At 58.4% G+C, this 17,485-nt stretch carries 15 protein-coding genes and 4 tRNA genes; 16 read left to right on the top strand and 3 right to left on the bottom strand.

All coding sequences use genetic code 11. The annotated features are described in order from the left end of the window. Positions 1-2 precede the first annotated feature (2 nt). The 4 genes from WCX49_RS12555 to WCX49_RS12540 are packed head-to-tail and all read left to right on the top strand — an operon-like array spanning position 3 to position 4,087. Positions 3-608: a sugar transferase gene (locus WCX49_RS12555; protein WP_345985412.1), complete on the top strand. Its 606-nt coding sequence runs from the start codon at positions 3-5 to the stop codon at positions 606-608. Next, complete coding sequence (locus WCX49_RS12550) at positions 595-1,209, top strand: acetyltransferase (protein WP_345985411.1); 615 nt, start codon at positions 595-597, stop codon at positions 1,207-1,209. The genes WCX49_RS12555 and WCX49_RS12550 overlap by 14 nt, the downstream gene beginning before the upstream one ends. Then, positions 1,206-2,312: an aminotransferase class V-fold PLP-dependent enzyme gene (locus WCX49_RS12545; protein ID WP_345985410.1), complete on the top strand. Its 1,107-nt coding sequence runs from the start codon at positions 1,206-1,208 to the stop codon at positions 2,310-2,312. Before WCX49_RS12550 ends, WCX49_RS12545 begins: the two co-directional genes overlap by 4 nt. Then, complete coding sequence (locus tag WCX49_RS12540) at positions 2,309-4,087, top strand: nucleoside-diphosphate sugar epimerase/dehydratase (protein ID WP_345985409.1); 1,779 nt, start codon at positions 2,309-2,311, stop codon at positions 4,085-4,087. The genes WCX49_RS12545 and WCX49_RS12540 overlap by 4 nt, the downstream gene beginning before the upstream one ends. 55 nt (positions 4,088-4,142) lie before the next feature. Here the strand turns inward: WCX49_RS12540 and ilvD are convergent, their stop codons facing one another. Beyond that, positions 4,143-5,831, bottom strand: a complete 1,689-nt coding sequence (gene ilvD / locus WCX49_RS12535; RefSeq protein WP_345985408.1) for a dihydroxy-acid dehydratase — start codon at positions 5,829-5,831, stop codon at positions 4,143-4,145. Between the two features lie 129 nt (positions 5,832-5,960). On the opposite strand from ilvD, the gene WCX49_RS12530 reads away from it, so the two are divergent. The 4 genes from WCX49_RS12530 (at position 5,961) to WCX49_RS12515 (ending at position 6,393) form a co-directional block, all read left to right on the top strand. Continuing rightward, positions 5,961-6,035 (top strand) — tRNA-Gly (locus WCX49_RS12530). An 80-nt stretch (positions 6,036-6,115) separates the two neighbouring features. After that, positions 6,116-6,203: transfer RNA gene (locus WCX49_RS12525), tRNA-Leu, on the top strand. A gap of 5 nt (positions 6,204-6,208) precedes the next feature. Continuing rightward, a tRNA-Cys gene (locus tag WCX49_RS12520) sits at positions 6,209-6,282 on the top strand. 22 nt (positions 6,283-6,304) lie between these two features. Then, a tRNA-Ser gene (locus WCX49_RS12515) sits at positions 6,305-6,393 on the top strand. 142 nt (positions 6,394-6,535) lie between these two features. Here the strand turns inward: WCX49_RS12515 and WCX49_RS12510 are convergent. Continuing rightward, positions 6,536-7,876, bottom strand: coding sequence for a choice-of-anchor P family protein (locus tag WCX49_RS12510; RefSeq protein WP_345985407.1), 1,341 nt, complete (start codon positions 7,874-7,876; stop codon positions 6,536-6,538). 278 nt (positions 7,877-8,154) lie between these two features. On the opposite strand from WCX49_RS12510, the gene WCX49_RS12505 reads away from it, so the two are divergent. The 3 genes from WCX49_RS12505 to WCX49_RS12495 all read left to right on the top strand — a co-directional run bounded on the left by WCX49_RS12505 (position 8,155) and on the right by WCX49_RS12495 (position 11,851). After that, a complete protein-coding gene (locus tag WCX49_RS12505) occupies positions 8,155-10,554 on the top strand; it encodes a S8 family peptidase (protein WP_345985406.1) in 2,400 nt (799 codons plus the stop codon). 12 nt (positions 10,555-10,566) lie between these two features. After that, entirely contained in the window at positions 10,567-11,073 is a 507-nt protein-coding gene (locus tag WCX49_RS12500; protein ID WP_345985405.1) for a hypothetical protein, read from the top strand. A gap of 61 nt (positions 11,074-11,134) precedes the next feature. Continuing rightward, entirely contained in the window at positions 11,135-11,851 is a 717-nt protein-coding gene (locus WCX49_RS12495; protein WP_345985404.1) for a lysophospholipid acyltransferase family protein, read from the top strand. Here WCX49_RS12495 and WCX49_RS12490 read toward each other — a convergent pair. Further along, positions 11,838-12,398, bottom strand: coding sequence for a ribonuclease HII (locus WCX49_RS12490; RefSeq protein ID WP_345985403.1), 561 nt, complete (start codon positions 12,396-12,398; stop codon positions 11,838-11,840). The genes WCX49_RS12495 and WCX49_RS12490 overlap by 14 nt on opposite strands. Positions 12,399-12,466: 68 nt before the next feature. Here WCX49_RS12490 and WCX49_RS12485 point away from each other — a divergent pair, with 68 nt between their 5' ends. The 5 genes from WCX49_RS12485 to WCX49_RS12465 are packed head-to-tail and all read left to right on the top strand — an operon-like array spanning position 12,467 to position 17,454. Next, on the top strand, positions 12,467-13,198 hold the full coding sequence (locus tag WCX49_RS12485) for an outer membrane lipoprotein-sorting protein (RefSeq protein WP_345985402.1): 732 nt from the start codon (positions 12,467-12,469) through the stop codon (positions 13,196-13,198). 9 nt (positions 13,199-13,207) lie between these two features. Beyond that, on the top strand, positions 13,208-14,425 hold the full coding sequence (locus tag WCX49_RS12480; RefSeq protein WP_345985401.1) for an ABC transporter permease: 1,218 nt from the start codon (positions 13,208-13,210) through the stop codon (positions 14,423-14,425). Continuing rightward, positions 14,418-15,653 (top strand): FtsX-like permease family protein, encoded by a 1,236-nt coding sequence (locus tag WCX49_RS12475; protein WP_345985400.1) that lies wholly within the window; start codon positions 14,418-14,420, stop codon positions 15,651-15,653. Before WCX49_RS12480 ends, WCX49_RS12475 begins: the two co-directional genes overlap by 8 nt. Beyond that, positions 15,650-16,318 (top strand): ABC transporter ATP-binding protein, encoded by a 669-nt coding sequence (locus tag WCX49_RS12470; protein ID WP_345985399.1) that lies wholly within the window; start codon positions 15,650-15,652, stop codon positions 16,316-16,318. The genes WCX49_RS12475 and WCX49_RS12470 overlap by 4 nt, the downstream gene beginning before the upstream one ends. Further along, positions 16,315-17,454: a hypothetical protein gene (locus WCX49_RS12465; RefSeq protein ID WP_345985398.1), complete on the top strand. Its 1,140-nt coding sequence runs from the start codon at positions 16,315-16,317 to the stop codon at positions 17,452-17,454. Before WCX49_RS12470 ends, WCX49_RS12465 begins: the two co-directional genes overlap by 4 nt. The last annotated feature ends 31 nt before the right edge of the window (positions 17,455-17,485 follow it).

Genomic DNA, 17,485 nt, shown 5'->3' with positions numbered 1-17,485 from the left:
CGATGTACCGCCGTCTTCTCAAGCCGTTGCTTGACCGGTCCGGAGCAGCGGCACTGCTGCTGCTGTTTTCGCCATTGATGGCCGTCGCTTTGGCGGCGGTGTATATTTCACTCGGACGCCCGCTCTTCTTTACCCAGCGCCGTCCCGGGCTCGGCGGAAGGCTTTTCACGATCTACAAGTTTCGGACGATGGATGAACGGTGTGACGCGGGGGGGAATCTTCTGCCTGATGACCAGCGGCTTCGCGGTGCGGGAAAGGTGATCCGGTCGCTGAGTCTGGATGAGCTGCCGCAGCTCTACAACGTCTTGCGCGGGGAGATGAGTTTCATCGGCCCCCGCCCGTTGCTTGAGGAGTATCTTCCGCTGTATAATGGGGAGCAGAAGCGCCGGCATGACGTCAAACCCGGGATAACGGGCTGGGCCCAGGTCAACGGGCGCAATGCGATCAGCTGGAAACAGAAGTTCGCCTACGACGTCTGGTACGTCGATCATCTGTCTTGGCGGCTGGACCTCAGGATCGCACTTCTGACGATCAAAAAAGTGTTTGTCCGCGAAGGCATCAATGCCGAGGGACATGTGACGGTGGAGAAGTTCAATGGAAACAATTAAACGCATCGGTATCTATGGGGTCGGGGGGCATGGCCGGGTCGTCGCACAGATCGCACGGGCCTGCGGCTATAGCGAGATCCTCTGGATCGACGATGCTGTAAAAGAGAATGCATACGATTTTGAGACATTCAAAACGGCATATGCGGACATCCCTGTCGCCCTCGGCGTCGGAAGCAATGCGGCCCGACAGCGCGTTTTTGAAAAGTTGGCGGCCATAGGGGTGGAACCCTTGACGCTCATCCACCCTTCTGCCGTCATCGCAGCGGATGCGGCTGTCGGGTGCGGCAGCGTGATTATGCCGCTGGCCGTTGTCAACACCGGTACAACGATCGGGGAAGGGGTCATCGTCAATTCCGGCGCCGTCGTCGAGCATGACTGCCATGTCGGAGATTTTGCACACCTGAGTCCGAAGGTTGCGCTGGCAGGTGCGGTGCGCGTCGGCCTGCGGACGCATGTGGGAATCGGAAGCAGCGTCGTGCAGGGCGTGAGCATCGGCGCTGATGCCGTGATTGCCGCGGGATCGGCCGTCATCGCTTCGCTCCCGGACGGTGTGATGGCCGCCGGCGTCCCCGCCGTGATTAAAAAGGAGCTGAGACAATGAACGGACGCCTTTTCCTCTCCCCGCCGCATATGACCGGCAACGAGCAGCGCTACATCGCCGAAGTGTTCGAGAGCAATTACATCGCGCCGCTCGGGCCGATGGTGACGCGTTTCGAGCAGGCGATTTGCGACTATACGCAGGCACCCTATGCACTGGGAACGTCCAGCGGTACCGCGGCGCTGCATCTGGCACTGCGGGTCAGCGGTATCGGTGAGGGCGACATTGTGCTCGCGTCGTCGTTCACCTTTATCGGTTCCGTAGCCGCCATCCTTTACCAGCATGCAACGCCCCTGTTCATCGATGCGGACATGGCGAGCTGGAACCTCTCGCCCGAACTGCTCGAGAGCGCGATTGCGCGTTCCCCGAAACCGCCGAAGGCCCTCATTGTCACTCACCTCTACGGCCAGTGCGCGGAGATGCGGCGGATTATGGAAATCTGCCGGCGGCACGGTATTGTGGTGATCGAGGATGCGGCCGAAAGCCTCGGGGCGACCCTGGACGGCATCCATACGGGGACCTGGGGCGACTTCGGCGTCTACTCCTTCAACGGGAACAAGATCCTCTCCACCTCCGGCGGGGGGATGCTCGTCGCCAAAAGCGAGGCGGCGATCAAAAAGGCAATGTTTTACGCGACGCAGGCCAAAGAGCCGACCCCGTGGTACGAGCACAAAGAGCTGGGGTACAACTACCGTATGAGCAACGTGCTCGCGGCCATCGGCGTGGCGCAGATGGAGGTGCTTTCCGAACGTGTCGCACAGCGGCGGCAGATCTTTGAATGGTACTGTGAAGCATTGGGGGAGATCAACGAGATCGCCTTTATGCCCGAACTCCCGGGAGCGCATGGGAACCGCTGGCTGACGACGATCACCTTCAGCCACACCGATCCCGAGCGGGTCCGTACGGCACTGGAAGCCCAGGATATCGAAAGCCGGCTTCTCTGGAAACCGATGCACATGCAGCCCCTGTTTTCCGGGGCGGTAGCGGTGACGGACGGTGTCAGTGAACAGTTGTTCTTGCAAGGGCTCTGCCTCCCAAGCGGCACCCAGATGGGCCGGGAGGACGTTGCCAGGGTTTGCGATATCATCCGGAAGGTCGTGGTGTGACCGGTCTGCTGCGGCCCACGTCCGGAAAACGGATCGCATTCTTTCTGCTGCTGGATATGCTGCTCTCCCTGGCCACCCTGTACGGTGCCTATGCCCTGCGTTTCAATTTTGACATCCCGCTGCGTTTCTTTTCATCCTTCGATACGGTCTACCTCTATCTTGTGAGCATCAAGATCGCCGCGTTTTTCCTTTTCAGGATCTATTTCATCGTCTGGCGTTTCGTCGGTTTTGCAGAGGCAAAGAATATCGTCAAAGCCCACCTGGCTGCCTATACGGTTTTTACGGCTGTCTACCTGCTGTTCCCGGGGGCCTTCGATCCGTTCCCCCGCAGTGTCATCGTCATCGACTTTTTTCTCTCCCTCTTTGCCATCGGGGCGCTGCGCATTTCAAAACGCTTGCTGACGGAGCAGGAGTATTCCTCCCGCCAGCAGCCCGTGCTGCTGCTTGGCGTCAACCCCAAAACGGCCGCGATCATCAAGAGTGCCCAGGAGGGGGATATCCCCTACTACCCCTCTGCCGTCGTCGTACTGTCCGAGGAGAACCGCAGTGCCGTGGGGACCTACATCAGCAATATCCGGGTGTACGGCGAGGAGACGCTGGAAACCCTGATCGACGAACGCGGGATCACTGCGGCAATCGTGGCGAGCAGTCTGCCCCAGGCTGAACTTCAGGCGCTGGTAACAAGGCTGAGCGATGCCGGGGTGACTGAGGTTAAACGGGTCCGGCTGCTGGGGGGACAGTACGACAAACTCGAAGATCTCTCCATCGAGGACCTTCTTGCGCGACATCCGAAGGACCTGGACAAAGCCGTTATCGCCTCTTTTGTCAAAGGTAAACGGGTGTTCATTACCGGGGCAGGGGGCAGTATCGGTAGCGAGATCGCCCGTCAGTGCCGCCGTTTCGAAGCGGCGGCACTTGCCCTGGTCGACCACAGCGAGTTCAATCTCTACAGTGTCGGCGAGGAGATCCCGGGGGCGGAGCTGGAGATGTTCAGTGTGACCGACCGGCATCTGCTGGATGAAAAGATGGCGGGTTTCAATCCGGATATCGTCATCCATGCCGCGGCCTACAAGCATGTTCCCCTCTGTGAAGCCAACAAAGCGACGGCTGTATGCAATAACGTGCTGGGGACGAAGAACGTTATCGATGCCAGTATCGCCGCCGGGGTGGAAAAGGTGGTCATTATTTCGACGGATAAGGCGGTACGCCCGACCAATGTCATGGGAGCGACGAAGCGGGTGACGGAGCTCTATGCGGGGAACGTGCAGAGCGGCGGCACGGAGATCGTGGCGGTACGCTTCGGTAATGTACTTGGCTCCAGCGGCAGTGTCATCCCGAAGTTCAAACGCCAGATCGAAGCGGGCGGACCTGTGACGGTGACCCACCCGGAGATGACGCGCTACTTCATGCTGATCCCCGAGGCGTGCCAGCTGGTGCTGCAGGCGGCCGCCATCGCCAAAGGGGGTGAGCTCTTTATCCTTGACATGGGTGAACCGGTGAAGATCATTGATCTGGCGCGCCAGATGATCCGGCTCTACGGCAAAGAGGATGAGGTCGGGATCGAACTGTGCGGCCTGCGGCCGGGCGAAAAGCTCTACGAGGAGCTCCTGATCGACGACAATGAGCGAAAAACGCAGTACAGCTCCATCTTTATCGCGGGCAAGACGGATTACCCTATCGGGAATCTGGAAGAGGACATCGCTGCGTTACTGGCGGAGGATGACAAGGTGTCGGCGTTGAAAAAGATCGTTCCGGAGTTTGATCACAAGCCCTAAAGGGCCGTGCAGAGTAGAGAGGGTGTGAGGTCGTTTGCTGTTGACGGACGGGACGTCAGTCCAGTTCCGTCTTCAGTACCGCACCGTTGGAGGCGTTGGAGACCAACAGACTGTAGCGCTTGAGCCACTTGGAGTTGATGGCTTTCTTGTGCGGTTTGAAATGGAGGCGGCGGCGTTCAAGCTCTTCGCCGTCGACGTTGAGCTGCAGCAGGTGCGTGTCAACGTCGAGTTCGATCTCGTCACCGTCTTCGATCAGACCGATGAGCCCGCCCTCGGCCGCTTCGGGGCTGACGTGGCCGATGGAAGCACCGCGTGTCGCACCGGAGAAGCGGCCGTCGGTAATGAGGGCGACGCTTTCGCCGAGGCCCATTCCCATGATGAGCGATGTCGGTGCCAGCATCTCCTGCATACCCGGTCCGCCTTTGGGGCCTTCGTAGCGGATGACGACGACGTTGCCCGGCTTGACCTTGTGGCCGATGATACCGGCGATCGCCTCCTGCTGCGAATTGAAGCAGACGGCGGTGCCTTTGAACTGGCGCATGCTCGGCGCGATCCCGGCCGTTTTGACGACCGCGCCCTCTTCGGCAAGGTTGCCGAAGAGGATGGAGAGGCCGCCGACCGGCGAGTAGGCGTTTTCGTTGGTGTGGATGACGTTGGTATCCTTGATCTCGGCATCGGCAATGCGCTCGCCGATCGTCTCGCCCGTGACCGTCGGGTTGTCCAGGTGCAGCAGTCCGCCGCGGCGGCTGACCTCTTTCATGACGGCGTTGACGCCGCCGGCACGGCCGATGTCCTCCATGTGGACCGTTCCGAGGGAGGGGGAGATCTTCGCGATATGCGAGACGTTCTTGGCGATCTGGTTGATCTTGGTGATGTCGAAATCAACCTCCGCCTCTTTGGCGATCGCGAGCATGTGAAGGACCGTATTGCTCGAACCGCCCATCGCCATGTCGACGACGAAGGCGTTGTGGATCGCTTTTTCGTTGAGAACGTTGCGCAGGTTGTACTTCGAATCATCGGCCTTGGCCATTTCGACGATGCGCTTCGCCGCCTGCTTGACCATCTCGATACGCTCCGGCGTCATCGCCAGTACCGTTCCGTTGCCCGGCAGGGCTATTCCCATCGCTTCGCAAAGCGTGTTCATGGAGTTCGCGGTGAACATCCCCGAGCAGGAGCCGCCGGACGGGCAGGCTTCACATTCGATCTCGTAGAGCTCCTCATCGCTCATATTGCCTTCGGCGTGCTGGCCGACGGCTTCGAATGCGGTCGCAAGGTCGATCGGCGTACCGTCTTTTTTGTGGCCTGCCGCCATCGGGCCGCCGGAGACGAAAACGGTCGGGACGTTGACGCGCAGGGCGCCCATGATCATTCCCGGGACGATCTTGTCGCAGTTGGGGATACAGATGAGCGCGTCAAGCTTATGCGCGTTCATGACGGTTTCGATACTGTCAGCGATCAGTTCGCGGCTGGGCAGGGAGTAGAGCATCCCGTCGTGGCCCATGGCGATCCCGTCGTCAACGCCGATCGTGTTGAATTCGAACGGGACGCCGCCCGCTTCGCGGATCGCTTCTTTGACGATACGTCCGTACTCCTGCAGGAAGAAGTGGCCCGGAATGATGTCGATGTGGCTGTTGGCGACTCCGATAAACGGTTTGTCGAAATCCTCGTCTTTGAGGCCGGTCGCTCTGAAAAGACTCCGGTGCGGGGTGCGGTCGAAGCCGCGTTTGACTGTATCGCTGCGCATAGGTCAGGTCCTTCTATATTTATATAAAATGCATATTTTCGAGATTATAACGAAGTTTTCGCAAAAACGGCGAAAAGCCCTTGACATTGGGAGTGAATTTCCCTATAATTTCGGTCCACAACAACAGATGCGGGAATAGCTCAGTGGTAGAGCACAACCTTGCCAAGGTTGGGGTCGCGAGTTCGAACCTCGTTTCCCGCTCCATTTTTATTCATTTAAACACCCCAACTGAAACTTCTTTTCTTTGCAAGAGGTTTGAGTTGGGGTTTTTTTTGGTGTCTTGAGCCCGGATGGCGAAATTGGTAGACGCAAGGGACTTAAAATCCCTCGATCATTGCGATCGTGCCGGTTCGATCCCGGCTCCGGGCACCACCGGTGGCGCCATAGCCAAGTGGTAAGGCATGGGTTTGCAAAACCTTGATCCCCGGTTCGAGTCCGGGTGGCGCCTCCACCAAAACTCCGACTTTTTTTATGGACAGATGGCAGAGCTGGTTGAATGCACCGGTCTTGAAAACCGGCGAGGGTCATACCTCCCAGGGTTCGAATCCCTGTCTGTCCGCCACCTTTTTCACTCTTTAACAATCCACACTGACGATAGACAATTTTTACAATGTACTGATTTCGCTGATTTTTTCCGAGAAAGCGTTACGCTCTCCCGCAGGGAGAACGTCTGGGGAAACTGAGCCCCTTGAGTCATTGCGCTACTAGTGGAGCTGGATATTGCCGCCGGTCAGCACGCCGCTGTTGGCATAGCCGCTGGTGACTGAGACGCTAAAGGTGTCCGTATCCCCCGGTTCGCCGTTATCGCACACTTCAGCCGTATAGGTGTAGCCGCTTTGATGGTCGACCTTCGCCATTCCCGAGAATGTTGCACAGGTGCCGCTGACATTGAAACTGCTGACGGAGTAACCCTGGATATGGACTCCAAGGTCATGGTCTACGACGTTGATGTGCCCTTTGTCCGGACGCGCATTGAAGCCGAAAGAGGCAAAAGAGGCGCTGTCGTTGCCATGGCCGATTGTACCGCCGCCGGTTACGAAGCCTGTTTCATCTCCGGGAGGTATCGGTGGTTCGGGCTCATCGCCGCCGTCATTCACTTCGACGCCGCACTGTGTCGCGGAGATGTAAATGTCTCCGCCGGCGATTTGAAGATCACTGCCGCCGAGGTTCAAAAGTGCAAGCAGATTCGTGTCGAGATGAACGTGCAGGGCGCTGTTAGTCATGGCGGTGACATTAACGCCGTTGCCCGACGGGAGCTGCTCATTGATTGTGATGGTGGCGAGCTGAATGCTTCCGCCGAGAAGACTGTCAAGAAGTCCGAGCACGGAATTGAGCAGAGACTGCAGCGTTCCGCTGAGACTGCTGACAAGACAGTCGGTACTCGAAAGCAGCGTACCGGTTTTATCAAACAGCTTAATCACAACTTTGTTACCGATGCCAAGCAGACCTTTGACAAGCGTGAGATCGATTAAGGCGACTTCCGTATTGGCCGCCGCACCGATATTGATGTTTGTTTCGCAGATGGAAAGTCCGACGATAACGCTGCCTGCATTGCTGCCAGCCGTCGTTGCATTTGAAAAGCTGCTGCATGAGGCGCTCAGCAGCTTGGCCTTGATCAACCCCCGGAGCAGACTGAGATCTTCAACAGTGCTGACGCTATGTGCACCCGCTTTATTTCCACCGATCCCGCCTGCCGTGGCATTGAAGAGCGTTTTGCTTTGAACGAGGCCGAGCAGATCAACCTTTAGCAGGGTTGCTTCGTCGAAGCCACCGGTAGGGCAGAGCTGCACTTCGGGAACGGGACCGACATCAATGAGGACGGCACCGCTCAGGAGGGAAGCGTCTACTCCCAGACTGTAGGCATCGCCGCTGACGATTCCTTTGGAGATATCGTAGGTTGGGGTGGTTGTGCCACCGCCGTCATTCCCGCCGCCACCGCCGGGACCTTTAACACCGCCTTTTCCTGCGTATAAAGAAGGGCCGCCAACTGTCATAAGCGCACAAAGACCGATAGCCGTTATCGAAGCGATTCGATTTTTTTTCATGGTGTTCTCCTCCCATGTCTGTAGATCGCCAAAAAGAGAGTTTCGTCTCCGCCGAGATATAACATCACATCATAATCCAGTGCCATTTTGATGCGTCTGATTTTCTAAAGGCATTTTTTATCCCTAAGAATTTTATTTGATTTAAATGTTTAAATGTTATAAAATATAATATAGTATTTTATTTATAGGGTGTTCTGAAAGAGGGAAGATGACCGCTCCGTGTATTTGCCGGCCATCATGTATAATCTGAATAGATAGTTTTTATAAAAAGGGGATCTGTGCAGCAGAATGTATTCCGCCGGGTGGCGACGGGCAGCAGTATGATGATATTCGGACTGGCACTGTTGTTCAGCGGCTGCGGGACGAGCACGAGTTCGGGGTCGACGCCGGATGACCCGGTCGTTCCGACTGATCCGACAGCAACGGTCGCAAACAGTATCGCCCTTGGCCCCATCAGCGGGGCAACGGTCACCGTATGGGATGTTGCGGGGCAGAGTCTCTACCAAACGGAAACAACAACATTCAATGCTGCAACAGAGTTGATGGATGACAATCTGACGTTGGTGCCGTACGCGGAGCAGACGGTCGGAAAGTTTACCGTTTCGTCACTTGGCGGCTTGGCCTCGACACGGCTGGTGCTGGTGAAAAGCGAGGGGGGCGAGGATATTGACCCCGACGACGATGGCCAGTATGTTAAAGCCGAGGTCAAACCGGTGCAGGGTAGCCTTTATGCGTATGTGACGGTAGCGGATCTGCTCAATAACAATGTGCGGGTGAACGTATTCACCACGATTGCCGCGGAGTGGATCCGTCAGGAGAAATTGACAAACGAAACGGAGATAAAATCGGTGCTTGCCAAGCTTTCCGAGCGTCTCTTCAAGGTTTCAGGGACGGCGCTTAGTGCATTCAACCCGGCCAAACTGAGCACGGGCGGTGTGATGGAAGATCTGGCCCTCCTGTCTGATTCGCAGTCCTATGCAGACACGGCGGCATCGGTGACCATACAGGAACTGTATACGGGAACAACCCATCTGCTGCAGGATACGGACAACGACGCCCTGTTTGATGATTTCGAACTGCTGGTCGGCACTTCCCCGGCATTAAAAAATAGTGATGGGGATGCGCTCGGTGATTATGGCGAGTTTTATGCGGGAAGTGACCCCCTCTCCAAAGACACGGCGGACTATGAAGACATCCTGACACCGTACCAGTGGCACCTCGATGCGAACGAGCAGAACGATATCAATGTCGAAGCGGTCTGGGCGTCCTACGCGGGGCGCCGCAACATCTATGTCGGCGTGGTCGATACAGGGGTGCAGGCCGTGCATCCCGATTTGGTTTCCAACCTTGACCTCGCAAAAAGCTACCGTTATTCGGATGGTTCGAATGACCCGTCACCTGATACCAACCAGTTGGCTTCGGATCCCTATCTTTCCGCCCACGGGACGGCCTGTGCAGGGCTCGTCGCCGCCTCGGGCTGGAATAACATCGGTGTCAAGGGGGTGGCGCCTTTTGTCAAACTGGCGGGATACAATGTCTTCTCGTTGGCGACGCTGACGGACGTTGCTTTCAGCGATGCGCTCTCCAAACCGGTGGACATCTCCTCGAACAGCTGGGGCGACCCTTCCGAAATCCTTTATGCTGATCTTACATTGATCGACAGTATGCAGACGGGAGCGGAGCAGGGGCGTGACGCTAAGGGGATCGTCTATGTCATGGCGGCGGGGAATGACCGCAGCTATAGCGGATATTCACCATTGAAAATTGGTAACGCGAACAATGCCGGTGTTGCGAACAACCCTTATGTCATTACCGTCACGGCGACGGATATGGACGGGACCTACTCCTCCTATGCCAACTTCGGAGCCAATATCCTGCTCGCGGCACCGGGAGGCGAGTTCGGCGAGCAGTATGATCCTGCCAACGGTGCGGCGATCGTGACGACGGATTACACGGGGTACGACTACGGATTTGAATCGACGGGCTTTGTCGATACCTATCGGAGCGGAGTGTACTTTGATGTCGCGGGCAACGGGAACGGCGATTATACGAACTATATGAACGGGACCTCCGCGGCCACGCCGATGGTCAGCGGCGTGGCCGCACTGATGCTGAGCGCGAACCCCGCTCTGACCTACCGTGACGTGCGCTACCTTCTGGCGACAACGGCAAAGATGAATGATATACACGACGGCAACTGGACGACCAACGCCGCGGGCTGGCATATCAATCATAACTACGGTTTCGGCCTGCTGGACGCGGAGGCCGCCGTCACCGCGGCGGAAAATTTCACCTCGCTGGGCGCCGAGGTCGTTTTGCCCAAACGAACGAATGACGTGACGGATACGACCGTCCCGGACAACAACACTGTCGGCCTGACGGCGACCATCAACGAACCGCAGACGCTGAGCGTGGAACACGTTGACGTCTGGGTGACCATTGATCATGCCCGTCCGGGTGACCTTGATATCTGGCTGAAGTCTCCCCAGGGCACGATGAGCCACCTGGCCTACGGCGGGCAGTACTATCTGGAGGGGAGTTATTCCAACTGGCGCTTCTCCACCGTCCGCTGCCTTGACGAAAACGCGGCGGGTGATTGGAACCTGACCGTCAAAGACCTGCGTTCCGGGACCGCCGGAACATTCAAAAGCTGGTCTCTGCAGATCCGGGGGCGTTAAAGGATGCGCACAATGATACGAACGATTGGATTGGTTGCGGGTTTACTCGCGGGAACGGTGTTTTCGGCGGAGCGTCCGATGATGACGAAGCAGGTGCTGGAGACGAAACAGAGTGCGATGGTCTTTTACCGCGCCGAGGATGAGATGGTCGATGCTTCGGCTGCCGGTGCCGCGGCAAAGCGGGTCGTGACGGCCGTCCCGGCCGAAGTAGCGGCGAAGACGGCTGCTTCCGGCTCCGAATACCGCCGGGTGTTCTACACTTCCGAGCACCGGAGTGAACGCAACCGTTTTATTGCAACGGGCAATTTCCTGGTCCGTCTGCAGCCGGGGACTGCACCCGAAGCCTTTGCCGCAGCGCAGGGCGTGACCCTGCTGAAGTGCGTTAACGAGCGGGCGGGAATCTACCTTTTCGCGCCCGCCGGTACCGGAGAGCTGATCGGGCAGACCAACCGCCTGAACACCCTCCCGGAGGTCGATTACGCCGAGCCGGAGTGGATCAAACCGGTCCTGCTGCGGTGAGTACGCTGTGCCCTGCTGGGCAGAGGCATTCTTACTGGTATAACCTGCTATAATGCGCCCCATGTTTAAAAACCTCCGCAAATACCTCTATATGATCTGGCTCGGGAAGAAATTCATCCCCATTTTCCGCCATGTCTACCTGGACACGCAGCTGGATGAACACGACCGCTACCATGCCCTCTCGAAGGAACGCCAGAACTATTCGCTCAGCGTATTGGAATACCTCAACGTTACTCCCTTGATGCACGGCGACCTGCCTGAATCAAACCGGGTGCTCTATATCGCCAACCACCGCAGTCTGCTCGATATCATCAGCATCGAATCGCTCTTTTCGACGCAGCAGAAGGCGGGGATGTGGATTGCCAAGCAGACACTGCTGGACAACAAGATCTACGGGAAGTTTTTTGAATACAGCGGATGTATCGCGGTCGACCTCAAAGCGGGCAAGGGGATGCTCGCCTTCTTCAAAAAGATCAAGCATATTTTCCAGGTCGCCCCGGACCTGAACCTCTTTATGTTCCCCGAGGGGGAGCGTTTCGGCGGCGAGGGAGTGGGGCCCTTCCAGCCGGGCGCGGAGAAGATCGCCAAGGCGAACAAGATGCAGATCGTCCCGATCTATATCGACGACCAGCTCGAAAAAGTGTACCAGGCTTCCCCGTTCAAGCAGCCCTATGAAGTACACATCCACATCGGAGAACCGCTCGCTTTGGAGAACATCGAGGAGCAGTACCGCGTCTTTATGAACGCTGCGAAAGAGGGCGCGGCTAAAACAGCGTAGGCTGCAGGGCTTTCAGGCGGAAGCTGCGACGGTGGACGTCACTGTAGCCGTGGACCTTGATCGCCTCGATATGCGCCGCCGAACCGTACCCTTTGTGTTTTTCAAAACCGTATTGCGGATAGGTTGAGGCCAGGGCGACCATCTCCCGGTCGCGGGTGACCTTGGCGAGGATGGAGGCCGCGCTCACTTCGGCGACGTCGGCATCGGCCTTCACCTGCGTCCGCAGCCCCCTGACCCCGAAGGTCGAATTGCCGTCAAAGAGGTAGTCGGCTTCCCCCAAAACTTCCATGATCTCTTTGAGCCCTTTTGAGAGGCAGGCGGAGATGCCGTCATCGTCGATCTGCTGCGCGGAAAAACGGACGATGTGGTAGGCGGCATTTGCCGTAATGCGCGCGTAGAGCGCTTCGCGCTTTTTTTCCGTCAGTTTTTTCGAATCGTTCAGGCCGTCAAGTGGCGCGTGCAAAATGACGCCCGCCATGACGAGCGGACCGGCGATGGGGCCCCGCCCCGCTTCGTCGATCCCGCAAAGAGGTAGTGCTGTTTCCATTCGGATATTTTAGGGTGTTCCGGCCCAAATATAGCTATAATCGGTAAAACGAGGGGAGGGAAAGCGCGATGCGGTTACTGATGCTCTGGCTATCGATGACACTCCTGCTGTTCGGATCCGAAGCGTCCGACATTGTCAAAAAGGTAGAGGACAACCTTCGGGGCAAAGACGTCTACATGAAGCTGGAGATGGTGATCACCTCGGCGCGCCACAAGCGTACGGTGCGGATCGAGAGCTGGGCCGAAGGGAAGACGAAGAGCTTTATGAAGATCCTCTACCCCCCCAAAGACCGCGGCATCACCTTTTTGAAGCTCGACAAGCAGTTGTGGCAGTACGTGCCGAAGATCGAACGCATCGTCAAGATCCCGCCGTCGATGATGCTGCAGAGCTGGATGGGGAGCGACTTTACCAACGACGACATGGTCAAAGAGAGTTCGATGGTCGACGACTATGATGCGGAGATCCTCGAAAAGACGGCGGAGACGGTGACCATCGCGTTTACCCCGAAACCCGATGCGGCCGTGGTGTGGGGACGGATCGTCTCAAAGATCGACCGGCGGACCTACACCCAGATCCACGACGTTTTTTACGACGATTTCGGCAGCAAGGTACGCGAAATGTTCTACAGCGACGTCAAGACCTTCGGCAGCCACCATCTCCCCACGGTGATGCGGATCAAGCCGCTGGAGAAGGGCAAGGAGAAGAACGAGACGCTGGTGCTTCTCTCCGACGTCGTCTACGACCGGGGCGTGAGCGGCAGCTACTTCACCAAGCAGGCGCTCAAACGCTATTCGCGCTAAGGGCTTGCGATGTTCGGACTGGCGCTGAAAAACATCCTGCATTACAAGGGGCGGACCGTCGTCACCTTCGCCCTGACCTTTTTCAGCTCCCTGCTCTTTATCGTCTACGTTGCCCTGATGGACGGCTCGCATGCACATATGCTCAAAAGCGCCCTCGACGTCTATGAAAACGCCCTGCATATCTATCAAAAAGGGTACCGTGAAGAGGGCGGGTACGACTACCTGCTGACCGACGTCTCCGCGGAGGAGGCGCTGCTGGCGCGCACGGCGGGGATCGCGGCCTACGCGCCGCGCCTGGAGAGTTTCGCGCTGCTCTCCACCCCCCGGGATTCCGTCGGGGCGATGGTCGTGGGCATCGACCCCGGGCGGGAGCGCCGGCTCTCCAAAATGGCCGAAGCACGCCGCGAGGGGCGCTACCTCGAGGATAACGATACCAATGCGCTTTACATCGGCAGCGAACTGGCGGTCAGGTTGAAGGTGGGCGTCGGTGATACGGTGGCGCTCATCGGCACGGCGACGGACGACTCATTTGCCGCGGACAACTTCCGGGTCGTCGGCATCTTCAAGACGGGCCTCTTCGAATTCGACGCCTCTTCCGCGTTTGTGAACAAGGCGTACTACGATACCCTGATGCTGAGCGGGGATATGGCGTCGTACATTGTCGTTTCCGTCGATGATCTTAGCGCGTTGCCGCAGACGGTCAAAGCGGTGCAGTCCGGGCTGGCCGAGGGGCTCGAGGCCGTGCCGTGGACGGTACTGATGCATGCGCAGGTGGAGGCCATGGAGGTGGACAGCGTCTTCGGTTACATCTCGATGGGGGTATTCTTTGTCGTCATCTTCTTTGTCATCATGATCTTCAGTTTTCTCAACATTGTCGGGCGGACGCGGGAGCTCGGGATGCTGCGCGCCATCGGTCTCTCTCCCCGGAACGTCTCCGCGTTGCTGTTGCTGGAGATGCTGCTGATTGCCCTCGCGGCCGTTGGGGCTTCCGTGGCAGTAGGGGCGCCGATCGCCTGGTACTATGAACTGCACCCCATCGTTATCGAGGGGATCGCGGAGGCGTATAGAGACTACGGGATCGTCGACGACCAGATCCCGATGCGTTTCGACGGATTCACCATCGGCTGGAACGCGGGGGTCGTCTTTGCCCTCAATATGCTGGCCGTCCTCTATCCCATTGCGGTCGTCAAGCGCAACACCCCCGTGGAGGCGATGCACCATGTCTAGGACGACCTTTACGCTGGCACTGAAGATGGCGTGGTTCAACCTGTGGCGCCGCGCCCGCCGCTCCGGACTCGTCATCCTCATGATCGCGGGCAGCATGACGGCGATGCTCGCCATCGAGGGGCTTTACGACGGGATGGTCAAAACGATGCGCGAGAGCACGATCCGCAGCGACAGCGGCGAGATCTCCGTCTACGCCCCGAAGTTCCGGCTCTACCAGAGCCTGGAGTACGCCATCGCCGACGACCGGCCGCTGCTGGAAGCGCTTGATGCGGACCCGGCGGTCGCCGCCTACTCCGTCCGGCTCTCGCAGACCGGCCTGGCTTCGACCGCGCGCAAGTCGGCGATGGGGCGGCTGGTCGGTATCGACCTGGAGGCCGAAGAGCGTTTCGGGCAGCTCTCGGGCTTTATCAAAGCGGGGAAGATCGACTGGGGACGGCGGCTAAACGGCTGCGCTATCGGCAAGAAACTGGCGGAGGACCTGGGCGTCGAGGTGGGGCACCGCCTGGTCTTCTCGTCGCAGAACGCCCAGGGGGACATCAGCGCCGTCTCGCTTTATGTGACGGCGATCGTGCAGACGTCGAACCTGCTCATCGACAACCAGACGATCTACGTCGCCCTGCCGCGGAGCCGCACCTTCTCAGGACTGGGTGCGAACGGCGCGACGCAGGTGGCGCTGCGGCTGGCGGTGCCTGCACAGACGGAAGCCGTTGCCGCGCGGCTGCAGGCCGTCTTCCCGGGGCTTGAGGTGGAGACGTGGCAGACGCTCTACCCGGTGCTCAAACAGATGCAGGAGATGATGGTCATCTTCAACTCCATCACCTTTGCCATTGTCATGCTCGTGGTCCTCATCGGCATCTTCGGCGTCATGCTCGTCTCGGTGCTGGAACGTACGCGCGAGTTCGGCATCCTCATTGCGCTGGGGACACCCCAGTCGCAGCTGCGCACGCAGGTCGCCGCGGAGGCGCTGGTGCTGGGTGTGGTCGGCTTCGTATTGGGGGCGTTCACAAGCTACGCCGCCCTGTGGTACCTGCAGACGCAGGGGCTCGACCTGCGCGAATACGCGGCGGGACTGGAGGCCTTCGGCTATAACGCCGTCGTCTATGCCGATATCAAGAGCCGCTACTTTACCAATACGTTCCTGGCCATTATCGCGGCGGCGATCGTGTCGGTGCTGATGCCGATGCGACGGCTCAAAAAGCTAAATCCTATCGAGGTGATACAGGTATGATCGAACTGCGCAGAGTCAATAAATACTTTTACAAGGATACGGAGCGCGAGGTGCACGCCCTGCGCGATATCGACCTTACCGTCGCGACGGGGGAGTACGGGGTCATCACGGGGCCTTCGGGCTGCGGCAAAACGACGCTGCTCAATGCCATCGGGGCGCTTGATGCCATCGACAGCGGCTCCATTACCATCGACGGTACCGAACTCTCCGGCCTGGACGAAGGGGCGCGATCGCGGCTGCGCCTGGAGCAGATCGGTTTCGTCTTCCAGGCCTACAACCTCGTACCCGTCCTCACGGTGCGCGAAAATATCGGCTTCATTATGAAACTGCGCGGTTTTGAGCCCGAAGCGATCGAACAGCGGGTGGCGGAAGTCGCGAAGCTGCTGGAGATAGAGGAGAAACTCGATGCCATGCCCGGCCACATCAGCGGCGGCCAGCAGCAGCGCGTCGCCGTGGCCCGGGCGGTGGCCGCCAAACCGAAGCTCATCCTCGCCGACGAGCCGACGGCGAACCTCGATTCGCGCAACTCCGAACACCTGATGGCGATGATGAAGCAGCTCAACGCGGTCGAAAAGATCACGATCCTCTTCTCTTCGCATGACGATTACGTCGTGGAGCAGGCGCGGCGGATCATTAAGCTCAACGACGGGCAAGTCGTGCCATGACCCTGTGGCGTTTCGCTGCCGGCGCATCGTTACTTCTGGCCCTGATGCCCCTGCAGGCGGGGGAGACGACCTTCACGATCGAAAATACGAATTTCCTGCTGCAGCAGCACTCCGGTCTCGACGACACGGCATACACCTATGACTATGACCGGCTCCGGCTCAGCGGCGGCTGGCGCAGCGGGGGGTATTTCCTGACGGGCATCGGCGACGTGGTCAACTATCTGGGAGAAGGGTATGTGCACAGTGATGAGTTCGCGCTGCTGGACGATGTCCGCGCGGACATCCCCTTTGAAGTGCGCACCGAGGCACAGCATTACGGGCCGGGGGCGGCCCATGCGCGGATCCACCGCCTCTACGGCGGCTACGAGGATCGTGTGCAGCGGATTACCGCCGGGATCCAGAAGATCAGCATGGGGGTGGGACGGATCTGGACGCCGACGGACCTTTACAACGCGAAAAACAGCTACGCCCTGGAGCCCGACGAAGTGTACGGCGTGCTGGCGGCGACCTACAGCTACGCGCCGAGTGATCTCAGCACGGTCACTGCGGTGGTCTCGCTGCGCCACGACCGCACGTTCAAATATGCCGCGCGTGCGAAGGGGTACCTCTCCTTTGCCGACGTCGGCATTGATTTTATCCGCAGCGAAGATACCCTGATGGTGGGGTACGAGCTCGAAGGAAATTTTTTCACTACCGGGGCGGAGTGGCGCAGCGAAGGGGGGTATTTCAAAAGCGACCTCCTGGACACGGAATTTTTCCAGGGGATCGCCGGGTTCGACTACGGCTTCGAGAACGGCATCACCTGGGTCGTCGAAGCGCTCTACAGTTCCGAAACCTTCACCTATACGCAGCTCCTTGACAACTATGCGGATGAACTGGTCGGCAATATGGTGCAGTCCCCCTTTTACGCCGGGACGACTTTCGTGTATGATTTCAACCTCGCCTTCAGCGGCTCCTTTCTTTATATAGAGAGTTTCGACGAGGCGAACAGCCGCTTTGTCGCCCCGTCGCTGACCTACACGCTGAATGACCACAACACCTTCACGGCCGGGATGCTGCTGGGTTTCGGCAGCGACAGCAGCGCATTCGGCCCCTACGGCGAGCGCTTCTACCTGGAGTGGCAGGCCAGTTATTAGAGAGAGACAAATGTTTTCAAAACGTATCCTT

This window comes from Sulfurimonas sp. HSL-1656, assembly GCF_039645585.1.
Classification (GTDB): domain Bacteria; phylum Campylobacterota; class Campylobacteria; order Campylobacterales; family Sulfurimonadaceae; genus Thiomicrolovo; species Thiomicrolovo subterrani.
Note: the sequence above shows the minus strand (reverse complement) of the source record. Positions and strands in the feature narration are given on the sequence as shown.